This is a genomic window from Ruegeria sp. MALMAid1280 (assembly GCF_049195285.1).
GTDB lineage: Bacteria > Pseudomonadota > Alphaproteobacteria > Rhodobacterales > Rhodobacteraceae > Ruegeria.
In genome coordinates this window covers 241890-256844 of sequence record NZ_JBMIRT010000041.1, presented here as the reverse complement: position 1 = coordinate 256844, position 14955 = coordinate 241890, and the positions used below count along the sequence as shown (strand labels likewise).

15 protein-coding genes are annotated in these 14955 nt (G+C 59.8%); 9 read left to right on the top strand and 6 right to left on the bottom strand.

Annotated features, from left to right (window positions below):
* Positions 1–7 precede the first annotated feature (7 nt).
* The 4 genes from pheS to pheT all read left to right on the top strand — a co-directional run bounded on the left by pheS (position 8) and on the right by pheT (position 4888).
* A complete protein-coding gene (pheS, locus tag ACOQFT_RS07475; RefSeq protein ID WP_421597314.1) occupies positions 8–1081 on the top strand; it encodes a phenylalanine--tRNA ligase subunit alpha in 1074 nt (357 codons plus the stop codon).
* Entirely contained in the window at positions 1082–1387 is a 306-nt protein-coding gene (locus ACOQFT_RS07470; RefSeq protein ID WP_421597313.1) for a hypothetical protein, read from the top strand. It begins immediately after the preceding gene.
* A 231-nt stretch (positions 1388–1618) separates the two neighbouring features.
* Positions 1619–2413, top strand: a complete 795-nt coding sequence (locus tag ACOQFT_RS07465) for an alpha/beta hydrolase family esterase (protein ID WP_421597312.1) — start codon at positions 1619–1621, stop codon at positions 2411–2413.
* Positions 2414–2491: 78 nt separating this feature from the next.
* Positions 2492–4888, top strand: coding sequence for a phenylalanine--tRNA ligase subunit beta (gene pheT, locus ACOQFT_RS07460; protein WP_421597311.1), 2397 nt, complete (start codon positions 2492–2494; stop codon positions 4886–4888).
* A 272-nt stretch (positions 4889–5160) separates the two neighbouring features.
* Here pheT and ACOQFT_RS07455 read toward each other — a convergent pair whose 3' ends face one another.
* A complete protein-coding gene (locus ACOQFT_RS07455) occupies positions 5161–5466 on the bottom strand; it encodes a hypothetical protein (protein ID WP_421597310.1) in 306 nt (101 codons plus the stop codon).
* A 226-nt stretch (positions 5467–5692) separates the two neighbouring features.
* On the opposite strand from ACOQFT_RS07455, the gene ACOQFT_RS07450 reads away from it, so the two are divergent.
* Both ACOQFT_RS07450 and ACOQFT_RS07445 read left to right on the top strand, forming a co-directional pair.
* Positions 5693–6142, top strand: a complete 450-nt coding sequence (locus ACOQFT_RS07450; RefSeq protein ID WP_421597309.1) for a YtoQ family protein — start codon at positions 5693–5695, stop codon at positions 6140–6142.
* A 220-nt stretch (positions 6143–6362) separates the two neighbouring features.
* Positions 6363–7124 (top strand): mechanosensitive ion channel family protein, encoded by a 762-nt coding sequence (locus ACOQFT_RS07445; protein ID WP_421597358.1) that lies wholly within the window; start codon positions 6363–6365, stop codon positions 7122–7124.
* Positions 7125–7313: 189 nt separating this feature from the next.
* Here ACOQFT_RS07445 and ald read toward each other — a convergent pair whose 3' ends face one another.
* Positions 7314–8432: an alanine dehydrogenase gene (gene ald, locus ACOQFT_RS07440; protein ID WP_421597308.1), complete on the bottom strand. Its 1119-nt coding sequence runs from the start codon at positions 8430–8432 to the stop codon at positions 7314–7316.
* A 137-nt stretch (positions 8433–8569) separates the two neighbouring features.
* Between ald and ACOQFT_RS07435 the strand changes: the two genes are divergently transcribed.
* Entirely contained in the window at positions 8570–9028 is a 459-nt protein-coding gene (locus ACOQFT_RS07435; protein ID WP_421597307.1) for an Lrp/AsnC family transcriptional regulator, read from the top strand.
* 96 nt (positions 9029–9124) lie between these two features.
* Here ACOQFT_RS07435 and ACOQFT_RS07430 read toward each other — a convergent pair whose 3' ends face one another.
* Positions 9125–9871, bottom strand: coding sequence for a CPBP family intramembrane glutamic endopeptidase (locus ACOQFT_RS07430; protein ID WP_421597306.1), 747 nt, complete (start codon positions 9869–9871; stop codon positions 9125–9127).
* A 283-nt stretch (positions 9872–10154) separates the two neighbouring features.
* Between ACOQFT_RS07430 and ppk2 the strand changes: the two genes are divergently transcribed.
* Positions 10155–11072, top strand: coding sequence for a polyphosphate kinase 2 (gene ppk2 / locus ACOQFT_RS07425; RefSeq protein WP_421597305.1), 918 nt, complete (start codon positions 10155–10157; stop codon positions 11070–11072).
* A gap of 55 nt (positions 11073–11127) precedes the next feature.
* On the opposite strand, the gene ACOQFT_RS07420 is transcribed toward ppk2, so the two are convergent.
* From ACOQFT_RS07420 to rpsU, 3 genes are all read right to left on the bottom strand, one after another.
* Complete coding sequence (locus tag ACOQFT_RS07420) at positions 11128–12264, bottom strand: CAP domain-containing protein (RefSeq protein ID WP_421597304.1); 1137 nt, start codon at positions 12262–12264, stop codon at positions 11128–11130.
* A 248-nt stretch (positions 12265–12512) separates the two neighbouring features.
* Positions 12513–13589 (bottom strand): CAP domain-containing protein, encoded by a 1077-nt coding sequence (locus ACOQFT_RS07415; RefSeq protein ID WP_421597303.1) that lies wholly within the window; start codon positions 13587–13589, stop codon positions 12513–12515.
* A gap of 300 nt (positions 13590–13889) precedes the next feature.
* The gene (gene rpsU, locus ACOQFT_RS07410) at positions 13890–14096 is read right to left on the bottom strand and encodes a 30S ribosomal protein S21 (RefSeq protein ID WP_005614280.1); all 207 of its coding nucleotides are present in this window, start codon (positions 14094–14096) and stop codon (positions 13890–13892) included.
* Between the two features lie 111 nt (positions 14097–14207).
* Between rpsU and ACOQFT_RS07405 the strand changes: the two genes are divergently transcribed.
* Positions 14208–14900, top strand: coding sequence for a COQ9 family protein (locus ACOQFT_RS07405; protein WP_421597302.1), 693 nt, complete (start codon positions 14208–14210; stop codon positions 14898–14900).
* Positions 14901–14955 lie beyond the last annotated feature (55 nt).

Below are 14955 nucleotides of genomic sequence, written 5' to 3'. Positions count from 1 at the left end.
GGGCGTCATGGACGATCTTAAGGCAAAATATCTGGGCCAAATCGCCGAGGCTGGCGACGAAAACGCGCTTGAGGCGATCCGCGTCGCCGCCGTGGGTAAAAAAGGCGAGGTCGCGCTGAAGATGCGCGAGCTGGGCAAAATGACCCCCGAGGAACGCCAGGTCGCAGGCCCCGCGCTGAACGTCCTGAAGGATGAGATCAACTCGGCGCTGTCCGCCAAGAAAGCCGCGCTGGCCGATGCCGCGCTGGATGAGCGTCTGCGCACCGAATGGCTGGACGTCACCCTGCCGACTCGCGCGCGCCGTCAGGGCTCGATCCACCCGATCAGCCAGGCGACCGAGGAATTGACCGCGATCTTTGCCGAACTGGGCTTCTCGGTGGCCGAAGGGCCGCGGATCGAAGACGACTGGTACAATTTTGACGCCCTGAACATCCCCGGCCACCACCCCGCGCGGGCCGAGATGGACACGTTCTACATGCACCGCCCCGAGGGCGACAATCGCCCGCCGCACGTGCTGCGCACCCATACCTCGCCGGTGCAGATCCGCTCGATGGAGAAACAGGGCGCGCCGATCCGCGTGATCTGTCCGGGCGGTGTCTACCGCGCCGACTATGACCAGACCCACACGCCGATGTTCCATCAGGTCGAAGGACTGGCCATCGACAAGGACATCTCGATGGCGAACCTGAAATGGGTTCTGGAAGAGTTCGTGAAAGCCTTCTTCGAGGTCGACGATGTCGAGCTGCGCTTCCGCGCCTCGCACTTCCCCTTCACCGAGCCGTCGGCCGAGGTCGATATCCGCTGTTCCTGGGATAACGGTCAGCTGAAGATCGGCGAGGGCGACGACTGGCTGGAGATTCTGGGTTCCGGCATGGTCCACCCCAAGGTGATCGCCGCCGGCGGGATCGACCCCGAGGTTTATCAGGGCTTTGCCTTTGGCATCGGCATCGACCGTCTGGCGATGCTGAAATACGGCATTCCGGATCTGCGGGCGTTCTTTGATTCAGACTTGCGGTGGTTGCGGCACTATGGATTTGCAGCGCTGGATATGCCGAACCTGCATGGTGGTTTGAGCCGGTAAATGTATCCGCTGGGTTTTTATCTGGCTCGTTACATCGATTGGTGGCACCTTCGCGTGGCCAAGGCTCCATTTCTATGGCTGGTCGGAATAATTGTTGCGGCAAACGTTCTCCAGTTTTCGGTAATCCGGTTGTTCGGATCGTCCTTCGCGTGGGTCTTGCTGATCGTGGCTGTAGCGTTAGTTCCGGGAATGTGGGCGGCGCTCCTAGGCGTTTCTAAGAAGCTGAATCCGAGTAAAGAAACCGAGGATCAAAAAGCCTTGGCTAAGAAGTTCATTGATGAGTTCGCGAACAAATGGTCGAAATAGCAGCGCGGAGCAAAGGCCGACAGGCCACTGCGCCATCGCTAGACCGCTCGGATGGGCTGGCGATTTGTCTCCGTCGGCACAACGTTTGAACCATACACGGGTTTGGCCAACATAAACTGCCCACCGCGACCCGAGGATCGCCACCCCGCGGTCTGGCGACAGCGCGGCTTGTTACACGCCCCCACGGGGTTGTTAAGTGACAGCGGGCGTGGGGGCAGTAGGCTCCGGCCTATGATATACCGACTGATTTTCTTTCTGATGCTAACGGCCTCTCCGGCGCTGGCCGCGCGGGAGTGTCATGGGGATGCCGCCTGCCCCTTGGGCGACCGTTCGTACCATGTGCTGGAACCGGACGGGTGGGACGGGGTAACGCCTCTGCCGGTGTTGTTGCACTTCCACGGCTGGTCCCGGCAGGGAACGGTGGTGGTGAACCATGAACGGATCGCGGGGGCGACGAAGCTGCGCGGTGTGTTGCTGGTGGCCCCGAACGGGCTGGGCAAAAGCTGGAACTTCTGGTCGGCGGATACCGGCGATGTGCCTTTTGCCGACCGGGTGTTGGAGGATGTCGCCAAGCGGTATCCGATTGATCCGGAGCGCATCTATGTCTCGGGCTATTCCTTTGGCGGCGCGATGGCGTGGCGCTATGTCTGCCAGTCGGGCGACGACATCGCGGCGCTGCTGGCCGTTGCGGGCAGTATCCGTCAGACGGAAGCCTGCCCCGAAGCCCCGCGCGAGGTGCGCCATGTGCATGGGCTGGACGATACGGTGATGGATTTCCCCTTTGGCCCCGGCGGCGAAACGACCTATCCGGTGGCGCTGTGGCGGGCGAAATACAACTGCAACGGCGCCACCCCGCGCGGGGATTGGAGCGTGAAGCCGTTCCTGACGCTCAGCCGGTTGGAATGGACCGATTGCGCGCTGGGGCAGGTCACGCTGGACACCCATCCCGGCGGGCATTTCATCCCCCATGGCTGGATCGGCTGGCAATTGGACGAGCTTTTGGGCCGCACCCCCAGCTATCCGTGACGCAGGGCGCTTGCACCCCGGCCCATTCTTTGTCATTGCCTGTGCCGACTGGATGTTTGCCCAAAAAGGCCTGTAGCAATGAAATTCACCCTTTCCTGGCTGAAAGACCACCTCGATACCGATGCGTCGGTGGATGAGATTGCAGAGACGCTGACCGATCTTGGACTGGAAGTCGAAGAGATCGTGAACCCTGCGGACCGTCTGGCGGGCTTTACGCTGGGCTACGTGAAACACGCCGAGAAACATCCCGACGCCGACAAGCTGCGGGTTTGCACGGTAGCTACCGATGAAGGTGAGCTGCAGATCATCTGTGGTGCGCCCAACGCACGCGAAGGCATCACCGTCGTGGTTTGCAAACCGGGCATGTATATCCCCGGCCTGGACCTGACCATCAGTGTCGGCAAGATCCGCGGCGTCGAAAGCTTTGGCATGATGGCCTCGGAACGCGAGCTGGAACTGTCGGACGAACATGACGGCATCATCGAGTTGCCCTCGGGCGAGGTGGGTGACAAGTTCATCGATTGGCTGGCCGAGAACGACCCGTCCAAGATCGACCCGGTTATCGAGATTGCGATCACGCCAAACCGCCCCGATGCGCTGGGTGTTGCAGGGATTGCACGTGATCTGGCGGCGCGCGGCGTCGGCACGCTGAAACAGCGCGACTACACGCCGGTGCCGGGGGATTTCGAAAGCCCGATCAAGGTGACGATTGACGACGACACGCTGGACGGTGCGCCGCATTTCACCGGCCGCCTGATCCGGAACGTGAAGAACGGCCCCAGCCCGCAGTGGCTGCAGGATCAGCTGAAGGCGATTGGCCTGCGTCCGATCTCGGCTCTGGTGGATATCACCAATTACATGACCTTCGACCAGAACCGCCCGCTGCACGTGTTTGACGCGGACAAGGTACAGGGTAACCTGCGGGTACACCGCGCCAAGGGCAGCGAGACGCTGGTGGCGCTGGACGAGAAGGAATACACCCTGCAGCCCGGCATGATGGTGATCTCGGACGACAAGGGTCCCGAGTCGATTGCCGGTATCATGGGCGGCGAGGAAACCGGCTGCACCGAGGAAACTGTGAACGTCTTCCTCGAAAGCGCGTTCTGGGATCATGTGCAGATCGCGCTGACCGGTCGTGCGCTGAAGATCAACTCGGACGCGCGCTATCGGTTCGAGCGCGGTGTTGATCCCGAATATACGCTGGAAGGGTTGGAGCAGGCGACGCAGATGATCCTGGATATCTGCGGTGGCGAAGTGTCCAAGGTGGTTGAGGCAGGCAAAGCCCCGAACCATGCGCGCGCCTTCAAGCTGGATGCCGAGCGGGTTCAGTCTCTGGTCGGGATGGACATTCCCGAAAGCGAGCAGCGTCAGACCCTGACCCGTCTGGGCTTCCGTCTGGAAGGTGAGATGGCACATGTCCCCAGCTGGCGTCCTGATATCATGGGCGAGGCCGATCTGGTGGAAGAGGTCGCGCGGATTGCGTCTTTGACCAAGCTGCAGGGTAAACCGCTGCCGCGTATTTCCGAGGGTATCCCGAAACCGGTGATGACCCCGACGCAGCGCCGTCAATCCATGGCGCGGCGCACCTGTGCGGCGCTGGGGTACAACGAATGTGTGTCCTATACGTTCATTGATCAGACCTCGGCGGCGCTGTTCGGTGGCGGAGACGCGGCGACTCAGCTGGAAAACCCGATCTCGTCCGAGATGAGCCACATGCGCCCAGATCTTCTACCCGGATTGCTACAGGCCGCGGCCCGCAATCAGGCACGTGGATATGCGGACGTGGCCCTGTTCGAGGTCGGCCCCGTCTTCCATGATGGCGAGCCCGGCGACCAGAAAACCCAGATCACCGGCCTGCTGGTTGGCCGCAATGGTCCCAAGGACGTGCACGGCGCCTCGCGCCCGGTTGATGTGTTCGACGCCAAGGCCGATGCCGAGGCGGTGCTGGCTGCCATCGGGGCGCCCTCCAAGGTGCAGATCCTGCGCGACGGTGATGCCTGGTGGCATCCGGGCCGTCACGGCAAGATCTGTCTGGGCCCGAAAAAGGTGCTGGGCGTGTTCGGTGAATTGCACCCGCGTATCCTGCAGGCGATGGATATCAAAGGCCCGGCAATGGCCTTTACCATCTGGCCAGACGAGGTGCCTCTGCCCCGTAAATCCGGTGCAACCCGCGCCGCGCTGGAACTGCGCGATCTGCAAGCGGTCGAGCGTGACTTTGCCTTTGTCGTCGACGAGGGGGTCGAGGCACTGACGCTTGCCAACGCCGCTGCCGGTGCCGACAAAGCGCTGATCGAGGATGTGCGCGTCTTTGACGAATTCATCGGTGGCAGCCTGGGTGAGGGCAAGAAATCTCTGGCCATCACCGTACGCCTGCAACCGACGGATGCGACGCTGAAGGAAAAGGACATCGAGGCGGTGGCCGAGAAGATCATCGCCAAGGTCACCAAGGCGACCGGCGGTGTTTTGCGAGGGTAAGCTGTCGGGTTGCATGACCATTCAAAGAAAGAGGGGCTCCGAAATCGGAGCCCCTCTTTCAGTTTCCGACGACTGGTCAGTACGAGATCTTTTCGTGCAAGAAGTCCTTCCAGTTCTCTATATAGGGCCACTTTTTAGCGAAGTGTTCGACAAAATTTTTGACAAAAGAATCTAGATACGCATGGTCAGCAGGCGTCATTTCTTCGCCTTTGCGATCACCCGACGGAATGCGAAGGGTATCTGGATCATTGTAAGCGAGTATGCGTGCCGGATTAGTTATTCCACTCTCTCGGCAGACGCAACGACATTAGGTAGTGAGTTCGGGCTTCGTCCGCCAAGCGATGGCATTCTCTTTTGTCGATGCTGTATCTCAAGTCCAAGACGTCTTGTTGAAGTCTGAATATCTCTTCCCAAAGCTCCTCATTCGTCGCGGTTTCAGCGTTAGTGCGCTCTTGTTGCGCGACCGCCTGGGCAACGACCTGACCAATGCCCTTGGCCATGTCTTTCATATCCCGGTTGTTCTGATTCAGCTTGGTAATCGATGCCTGCCGATCAAACCCGTCGAAAAATCCGCCCATAATTCCGTCCTTGCCTTGCGCTCCGTTGTTGCCACCTGAAAGTGGCCTCGGAAACTGTTTCAAATCATTGCGTTACTTGAACTCTGTCGAAAATTGCGAGGGTGGCCAGCGACCGTTTCAATTCTTGCGGTTGCAGCGGGAAAATCAGCCCGGTTTGCCTGATCCCTCTCTTGGGTTGTCGCAGCAATAGCATTAGGGTCGCCGCAAAAGGTTAAAGGAGACACCCATGGGCCTGAACGTCTATCTGTCCGGAGAAATCCACACCGACTGGCGCGATCAGATCATCGACGGCGCACAGGGGCTGGATATCATCTTCAACAGTCCGGTCACTGATCACGCCGCAAGTGATGATTGCGGCGTGGCCATTCTGGGCGCCGAGCCGAACAAATACTGGCACGACCACAAGGGCGCGATGGTCAACGCGATCCGCACCCGCAAGGGTATCGCGGATGCGGATGTGGTCGTGGTCCGCTTTGGCGAAAAGTACAAACAGTGGAATGCCGCCTTTGACGCGGGTTATGCGGCAGCGCTGGGTAAGTCACTGATCGTGCTACACGGCGCCGATCACCAGCACGCGCTAAAAGAGGTCGACGCCGCCGCGTTGGCCGTGGCTGAAGAACCGAGTCAGGTGGTTGAGGTACTGCGCTATGTGTTGACCGGGAAACTGCCGGGTTAAAAAGGAACAACACGGATTTTGGCCGCCCGTGCACGCGGGGGTTGCCTTGTTGGACCTGCCGATTAACGGGGAAAACCGGGGCAACTGGCACCTAGACCACGATTCAATTTTCGCTAAGACTTCGGCAAATCCCGCGCGAAAGGCGCGGGTTTATTGTTGTGGAAAGGAGAGTCGCGTGGATGACGTCGTAACACAGGTGAACGCGTTTGCACCGCTAATCATGAGCGCGGTCAAGGCGCTGGTCGTTCTGATCCTGGGCTGGATCGTTGCCGGAGCGATCGGAGGACTGGTGCGTCGCCGGATCAACGCGGCCCCGCAGATTGACCCGACACTGGGCAATTTCGCCGCAAGCCTGGTCAAATGGGTCATCCTTGCGATGGTTCTGGTCGCCGTTCTGGGGATTTTCGGTATCGAGGCCACCAGTATCGTTGCCATTCTGGGTGCCGCGTCGCTGGCCATTGGTTTGGCGCTGCAGGGAACTCTCAGCGATCTGGCCGCCGGTGTCATGCTGGTGGTGTTCCGTCCGTACAAGCTGGGCCAGTATGTCGATATTGGCGGCACCGCAGGGACAGTGAAAGACCTGAACCTGTTCACCACCGAACTGGTGACACCGGACAATGTGCAGATCATTGTGCCCAACGGACAAAGCTGGGGCTCGATCATCACCAACTACTCGGCTCATGACACGCGACGTGTCGATCTGGTGTTTGGCATCGATTATGGCGACAGCGCGGATGAGGCGATGCAGACCATTCTGGACGTCGCCAAGGCGGATGAACGGATTCACAGCGACCCAGAGCCCTGGGTGCGCGTGACCAATCTGGGCGACAGCTCGGTCGATCTGACGGCGCGCCTGTGGTGTGCTGCGGCGGATTACTGGGACGTGAAATTCGAGGTGACCAAAGCGGTGAAAGAGGCGTTCGACGCCAAGGGCGTGTCGATCCCGTATCCGCATTCGGTGGAGATTCACAAAAAGGCGTAAGCCTCCCGTCCGTCGATCGGGCATTGAAATGCCCTCCTCCGGTTGGGCCCGGCGCCGCGCTGACCGCGCGGCGCCGGTTCGTTTGCGGGACCGTTGCGCTTCACGCAACCGCGCCGCACCGCAGGTGCGGCGCCTGGCCCAACGCTGCAGGCGCCCTCGTCAGAGGGCGCTTTCAGGGGCGGGAGTGCTTCAGGATTTGATCACCACGTTGGGCGATACGACATCGATGCCCAGAGCTTCGCCGACCGCGTCATAGGTCAGTTGGCCGGCATGGACGTTCAGGCCGGCCAACAGATGCGGGTCGTCCTGACAGGCCTGTTTCCAGCCTTTGTTTGCAAGCGACAGCATGAACGGCATCGTCGAATTGCCCAGGGCAATGGTCGATGTCCGCGCAACTGCGCCCGGCATGTTGGCGACGCAGTAGTGCATGATGCCATCGACCTCGTAGATCGGGTCCGCATGGGTGGTCGCCCTCGATGTCTCAAAGCAGCCGCCCTGGTCGATGGCCACGTCCACCAGAACCGCGCCGGGCTTCATGGTTGACAGCTGTGCGCGGGTGACCAGCTTCGGAGCTGCCGCGCCGGGGATCAGAACCGCGCCGATGACCATGTCGGCATCCTGGATCAGCTCGGCGGTTGCGCCGGCTGTCGAGTACTGGCTTTTGAATGTGCCACCGAAGACGTCGTCGAGGTAACGCAGGCGCGGCAGCGACCGATCCAGCACAGTGACATCTGCACCCATGCCCGCAGCGATCTTGGCTGCGTGAGTACCGACTACACCGCCACCGATCACGATGACTTTGGCCGGACCAACACCGGGCACGCCACCCATCAGAACACCACGGCCGCCATTGGCTTTTTGCAGCGTCCAGGAACCAACCTGAGGCGCCAGACGACCAGCAACCTCGGACATTGGCGCCAGCAGAGGCAGGCCACCGTTCGCGTCGGTCACGGTTTCATAGGCAATCGCGGTGCAGCCCGATTCCAACAGGTCATGAGTCTGATCCGGGTCGGGAGCCAGGTGAAGGTAGGTGAACAGCAGCTGACCTTCGCGCAGCATCTTGCGCTCGACCGCTTGCGGTTCCTTGACCTTGACGATCATGTCGGCGGTGGCGAACACCTCTTCCGCCGTGTCGATGATCCGCGCGCCTGCAGCGATATAAGCGTCGTTGTCGAAGCCCGAGCCGAGACCGGCATTGGTTTCGATCAGGACCTCATGTCCGCGCGCGACGGCCTCTTGCGCGGCGTTTGGGGTCATGCCGACGCGAAATTCCTGGGGTTTGATTTCCTTGGGGCAACCGATTTTCATTTTTGCTCCTCCATTCATAAACTGCTTAAATTATGGGCATTCCGATGCGCAATTTCTGTGAAACTCTGCCCGCGAATTGACTTTTCTTCGGGAAAATTTCCGTTAAACTGCTAAATCTCTGCAAAGGAATTGCGCCAATGAGCGTGGATGCGACAGATAAAAAGATTTTGGCGGCCCTGCAGCGGGACGGCCGTATGTCGAATGCCGAACTGTCCGAGCAGGTGAATCTGTCTCCGTCAGCCTGCCACCGGCGGGTGCAGCGGCTGGAGGCGGACGGCTATATCCGCAACTACGTGGCGCTGCTGGATGCGCGCAAGATGAATGTGCCGACGACGGTGTTCGTCGAGATCACCTTGCAGGGACAGGCGGAAGAGTTGTTGGACGCGTTCGAGAAAGCCGTCGCCCGTATTCCCGACGTGTTGGAATGTCATCTGATGGCGGGCACGGCGGATTACATCCTGAAGGTCGTTGCCGAAAACACCGAGGATTTTGCCCGCATTCACCGCCAATACCTGTCACGCCTGCCAGGCGTGGCGCAGATGCAAAGCTCATTCGCGTTGCGCACGGTGTTCAAGACCACTGCCCTGCCGGTATGACGCTCAGACTGCACCGGGGTAGGTGAACAGGGCCAGATGCAAGGCGTTGAAACCGAAATGCATCAGAACCGGGACCCAAAGCCGCCCCGTTGCATATTAGCCCAACCCACAGGCCGCCCCGAGGATCGAGGCGAACACCACCAGCGCCGGGCCTCCGCCCGCGTGGGCCAGACCGAATAACAGGCTGGCCGCTACGATCCCGAAGGAGGCCCCGGTTTTTGAGGTTATAATCGATTGCAGGTAACCGCGGAAAAAGGCCTCTTCGGTGAGGCAGGTCAGAAACAGGTTCGACAGTGCAAAGATCAACCACCACGGGGGCAGGTCGATCTCGGGCCGGACCGCGCCGGTGGCGAGCCCCAGCAGGAACAGCGCGGGCAGCAGCAGCAAACCGAGCAACAGCGGCGCGGCTTTGATCGGTTTGCTGCCCTGGATCATTCCGGGCCAGACCAGCAGGACGGCAAACAGAACCAGCGGCTTGTCCAGATTCAGATACATGGTAAAGGTGGTGCTGTCTGGCCCGGCCTGCACCTGATCCAGAACCAGCAGGTTGTGAAATCCGGGAACCAGATGCGCCGCCAGCGCGAGGCACCACAGAATCAGCGCCAGATGTCCTGCCAAAGCCACAGGTCCGGACAGGCGGCGCAGCCTTGCAGCCCCCAGCAACCCAATGCCGGCGATCCCCACCGCCAGTGGTGTGGCCAATCCAAGCATCAGTGCAATGCAGCCAAACGCGGCCAGCAGGGTCAGGCCCAGCCTCTGCTGGCCTGACGCGGCGCCTGTTTGTGCGGCAATCAGGATGAACCAGGGCCAAATAGCGGGCAGAAGAGAGAGAAAATGCGCCACGGTCGTCTCATGCTTTGACGGGTCGTTTTTGCCGTTGGATTGTGGTCCGTGGCAAGGGTGGAAGCGGCAGCTTTAGGCCAACCCGTTGGCAATGCGGCAATTCTTACGCTTGTATCCCACCGCTTGCGGGTTCAAAAAGGGGAAGACCGAACGCCCGCCTGCGTTGCCTGTATTGGTATCCGCAGCGCAGACTTGGCGGGAGTATCATCAATTTCTCTGATGACATCAGGCGGTTACACGCGCCCTGTACGGTCCGGACCCGATAGACGATAAGGATGTGACCTTGGCTTATGAAAACGAAGACGCCCCCAAAGACTGGCTGGAAGCCGAGTTGGAAGACACGCTGGACGAAGATTTCGAGATTGAGTTCAGCGAGCCGATGCTCTCGATGGAAGTCCGCAAGATCTACAAGGACCAGCACCCGGACATGCTGGATCGCAAGGTCTATTTTCGCAACCTGCTGCGCCTGCAGGCCGAGCTGATCAAGGTTCAGGACTGGGTGCAGCATACCGGGGCCAAAGTCTGCATTCTGTTCGAAGGCCGTGACAGTGCGGGCAAGGGGGGTGTGATCAAACGCATCACCCAGCGTCTGAATCCGCGGGTGGCCCGCGTCGTGGCTCTGCCCGCGCCCAGCCGACGTGAACAAAGTCAGTGGTATTTCCAGCGTTATGTTCCGCACCTGCCTGCAGCGGGGGAAATCGTTCTGTTCGATCGTTCCTGGTATAACCGCGCCGGGGTCGAGCGGGTGATGGGCTTTGCCAGCGACGATCAGGTCGAACAGTTCTTCCAGGACGTTCCCGAATTCGAACGGATGCTGGTGCGGTCCGGGATCATCCTGCTGAAATACTGGTTCTCGATCACGGATGAGGAACAGCAGCTGCGATTCCTCATGCGCATTCACGATCCGATGAAACAGTGGAAACTGTCACCGATGGATCTGGAATCCCGCATCCGCTGGGAGGCATATACCAAGGCCAAGGAAGATATGCTCTTCCGCACCAACATCCCCGAGGCACCGTGGTACATTGTCGAAGGCAATGACAAGAAACGCGAGCGCCTGAATTGTATCGAGCATTTGCTGACCAAAGTCCCCTATACGGATGTGCCGCAGGAAAAGGTCAATCTGCCGGACAGGCGCTACAACCCGGAATACGAGCGCCGCGTCCTGCCGGATGAGTTGCACGTGCCCAAGATCTATTGATCACAAAAAACGCCCCCGAAACCGGGGGCGTTTTCAGTTTGGAATGTCGGGCGCATCAGAACAGGAAAAAGTCCTGTGTCAGCTCTGACACTTGCGTGTTCGCCAGAATCAGGCTGTTGCCGTTGCCGTCATCGATCACAACATCGTTGCCGGATTGCGAAATGTGATTGTTCATCAGATCGCTGTACCCGGTGATCGAGGCCGGGCCTCTGAGATCGATGTAGTCGTCACTGGAGAAGTCCAAAACGGTGTCCGCCCCGGAGGTGAAGACGAACAGGTCTGAACCGGACCCGCCAGTCAGATCGTCGTCGTCGCGGCCGCCATACAGAATGTCGTTGCCCTCTCCGCCAAAAAGGTCATCCTGGCCGCGTTCACCCCGCAGGATGTCATTGCCGTAGCCCGATTGAATCCGGTCATTCTCGGTGCCGCCCAACAATATGTCATTGCCATTGCCGCCGTGCAATTGGTCATTGCCCCGGCTGCCCTGAGCAAAGTCGTCTCCGTCACCGCCTCTGAGCAGATCTGTTCCCTGACCGCCGATCAGGACGTCATTGCCGCCATATCCGATAACCGTGTCATTGCCTGTGCCGCCGTGAAGGAAATCGCCGTTTGCACCGTTAAGCGTGTCGCTGCCGCCGGGCCCTTCCAGCGACCCGGCCTGGTTGAGGTGCAGGGCGAACCAGTCATCCCCGTTATCACCGACCGTGCCGGCGTTTACATATTCAGGTCCCGGCTCTGCAGGTGTAGGCGTAGGGGCGGGTGCGGGTGTCGAGCCACCGGTATCCAGTTGAACCGCGCCTGTGGTGCGGGCAAAGTTCTGCGTCACGATGATCGCGTTATAGCCGTCGAAATTGCCGACCTCGATGCCGATTCCAACCAGGGTGACATTCGAATCCAGGATGTTGGCCCGGTGGCCGGGGCTGTTCATCAGGCTGTTATGCAGGTCCACAACGTCGTCGGACAGGCCCGGTTCGCCGCGAACGGACTGCCAGGCGATGTTCTCGGTTGCGCGCCAGTTGCCCGCAAAGTTGAACCCGGCATCTTCCATCCGGTCCCACGGCTGCGAGCCGCCGGCACCCGTATGGTCGAACCGGTTGGTGTTCAACATCCATTGACTGTGGTCTTCGGCGGCCTCGTTCAGGTTGAGTTCAAGCTGGACGGGGGGGCAGCCCCGCCTGTGCGCGCTCTGCATTGATCAATGCAAGCATCTGCCGTTCAAGATCGCTAGCGGTTGACATGATTCTGCCTCCAGTGGATTGCGTAATTTTGGCTGGACATTAATGGCGAGACTTTGACGGGATAAGGTCACAAACCGGACACCCCGGCCTGCTGAGCGAATTGTCACCGCCGGTTTTGCCTCATTTGTGCGGATTCCTGCGCAGATTGACCCGCACGTAAGGGCGGGGCACCGAAAAGGCGCCCCGCGTGCCGGATGTAAGCTTAGACGAAGTCCATCATGCAGGCGTTGTCGATCGAGACGAAGGTGAAGAAATCGTCCTGCATGTCCGCACCCATGTCCAACGTGACATCGGTTTCGGCCGGGGCGTCGTCACACATGTCCCAGGTCAGCATGAAGTCATCCTCAACCTCAGCGGTCTCAGTTGCCGGGGCATCGTTCAGCCGGAAATCGTCAACCAGGACCAGCAGGTCGTTCACGAAGTCTTCGATCGCCGCAAGGAACCCTTCCACGTCGAAACAATCATCCGCCGGGGCTTCGGTGACGTCGGTGTCTGGTGTTTCGTCTGCCGGTTCCTCGGTCTCGGTGACGTCGGTGTCAGGCGTTTCGTCTGCCGGTTCTTCAGTTTCGGTGACGTCGGTATCGGGCGTTTCGGCTGCCGGTTCCTCGGTCTCGGTGACGTCGGTGTCAGGCGTTTCGTCTGCCGGTTCTTCAGTTTCGGTGACGTCGGTATCGGGCGTTTCGTCTGCCGGTTCCTCGGTCTCGGTGACGTCGGTGTCGGGTGTTTCGTCTGTCGGTTCCTCGGTCTCGGTGACGTCGGGCTCTTCCACCACGGGGTCTTCGGCAAGAGGCTCTTCCACCGGTGGGATCGGTGCGGCGCCGTTATCCAATACAACCGTGCCATCTGTGGTGGCAAAGTTTTGGGTCACCATGACGGCGTCCCAGCCGTTATAATTGCCTTCTTCGATGCCGATCCCGATGTATTCGTAATCGGGGTTCAGGATATTGGCGCGGTGACCCGGGCTGTTCATCAGGCTCTGGTGCAGTTGCTCGACATCATCGCTGATGCCCTGCGCGCCGCGTTCCGATTGCCAGGCGATGTTTTCACCCGACCGCCAGTTGCCGGAAAAGTCGAACCCGGCATCTTGCATCCGCTCGGTCGCGCTGGACCCGTTCGATCCGGTGTGGCTGAACGTATCGGTGTTCAGCATCCAGGCGCTGTGATCCTCGGCCGAGTCATTCAGGCGGGTTTCCAGTTTCAGCGGGTTCAGCCCGCGGGATGTGCGCTCTTCATTGATCAGCGCCAGCATTTCTTGCTCGAATGTACTTGCAGTCGACATGGTAGCCTCCGTTTGAGTGGTCGTCTGTGCAGACCGGGCCAATTACAGGGGGCACCGAACGGACGGACAGAGGAGGCGGGGATTCAGGCGAAATCCGGCAGGTGCATGCTGCCGGTCAGAGATTCGCTGCGCTGCAAATTGCCGGGCAAAATGTTGCTGTGCCGGATCTGGCAGCTTGCCGCTTAAAGCGGTGGATGATTCGGCGAAATACAACCGGTGCCAGAAACGACAAACCCCCGGGCGGGGCCTCGGGGGTCGTCAATTAGTGTCATCCAAAGCTGGACGAGACTCAGGCAGCTCTTAGAGCAGACCTTCGCGCTGGGCTTTCTTGCGTGCCAGTTTACGGGCACGGCGGATCGCTTCAGCTTTCTCGCGCGCTTTTTTCTCGGACGGTTTCTCGAAATGTTGCTTCAGCTTCATTTCACGGAACACGCCTTCGCGCTGCAGCTTTTTCTTCAGGGCACGAAGCGCCTGATCGACGTTATTGTCGCGAACACTAACCTGCATGTGGTTGTCACCACCTTTCTAGATAGAGTTGCAAGGAAATTGCAGGAGTTGGCCGTATAGCAAAGCCGGTCTATCTTGTCTAGTACTGGCCCCGAGAACCGGAGAACCGCCATGACTGTCACTTATGAAGATGCAAAACAACAGCTTTTGGACGCGATCCTGATCCATGTGCCGTTTGATGGCTGGTCCGAGGCTAGCTTTCGCGCTGCGATCACCGATTGCGATCTGGATGACGGTTTGGCACGCGCAATCTGCCCCCTCAGTGCGGTTGATCTGGCGCTGGCGTTTCATGCGCGCGGCGATGCGGCCATGGTAGACCGCCTGAAATCCACCGACCTGAGCGAGATGAAATTCCGCGACCGCGTGGCGGCCGGCGTCCGGTTCCGGCTTGAGGCCGTGACCGACAAGGAACTGGTGCGCCGCGGCATGACGCTGTTTTCCCTGCCGACCCATGCGGCGGACGGGGCCAAGGCGCTGTGGCAGACCTGCGATCTGATCTGGGACACTTTGGGCGATACCTCGGACGATGTGAACTGGTACACCAAGCGCGCGACCTTGTCGGGGGTCTATTCCTCGACCCTGTTGTTCTGGCTGGGGGATGAGTCTCCGGATCATGAGAAAACGTGGGAGTTTCTGGATCGCCGCATCGACAACGTCATGCAATTCGAAAAGCTCAAGGCGCAGGTGAACGACAATCCGCTGTTCAAGCCGTTCCTTTCGGTGCCGAACTGGTTCGCCAGTCAGGTGAAACCACCGATGAAAATGCGAGCCGACCTGCCCGGGATGCTGAACCCGCGCAAGTAAGTATCTGGGCCTTCCTGAATTTGCCTGCTAGGCATTGGGCAAAGGAGGATTTGCC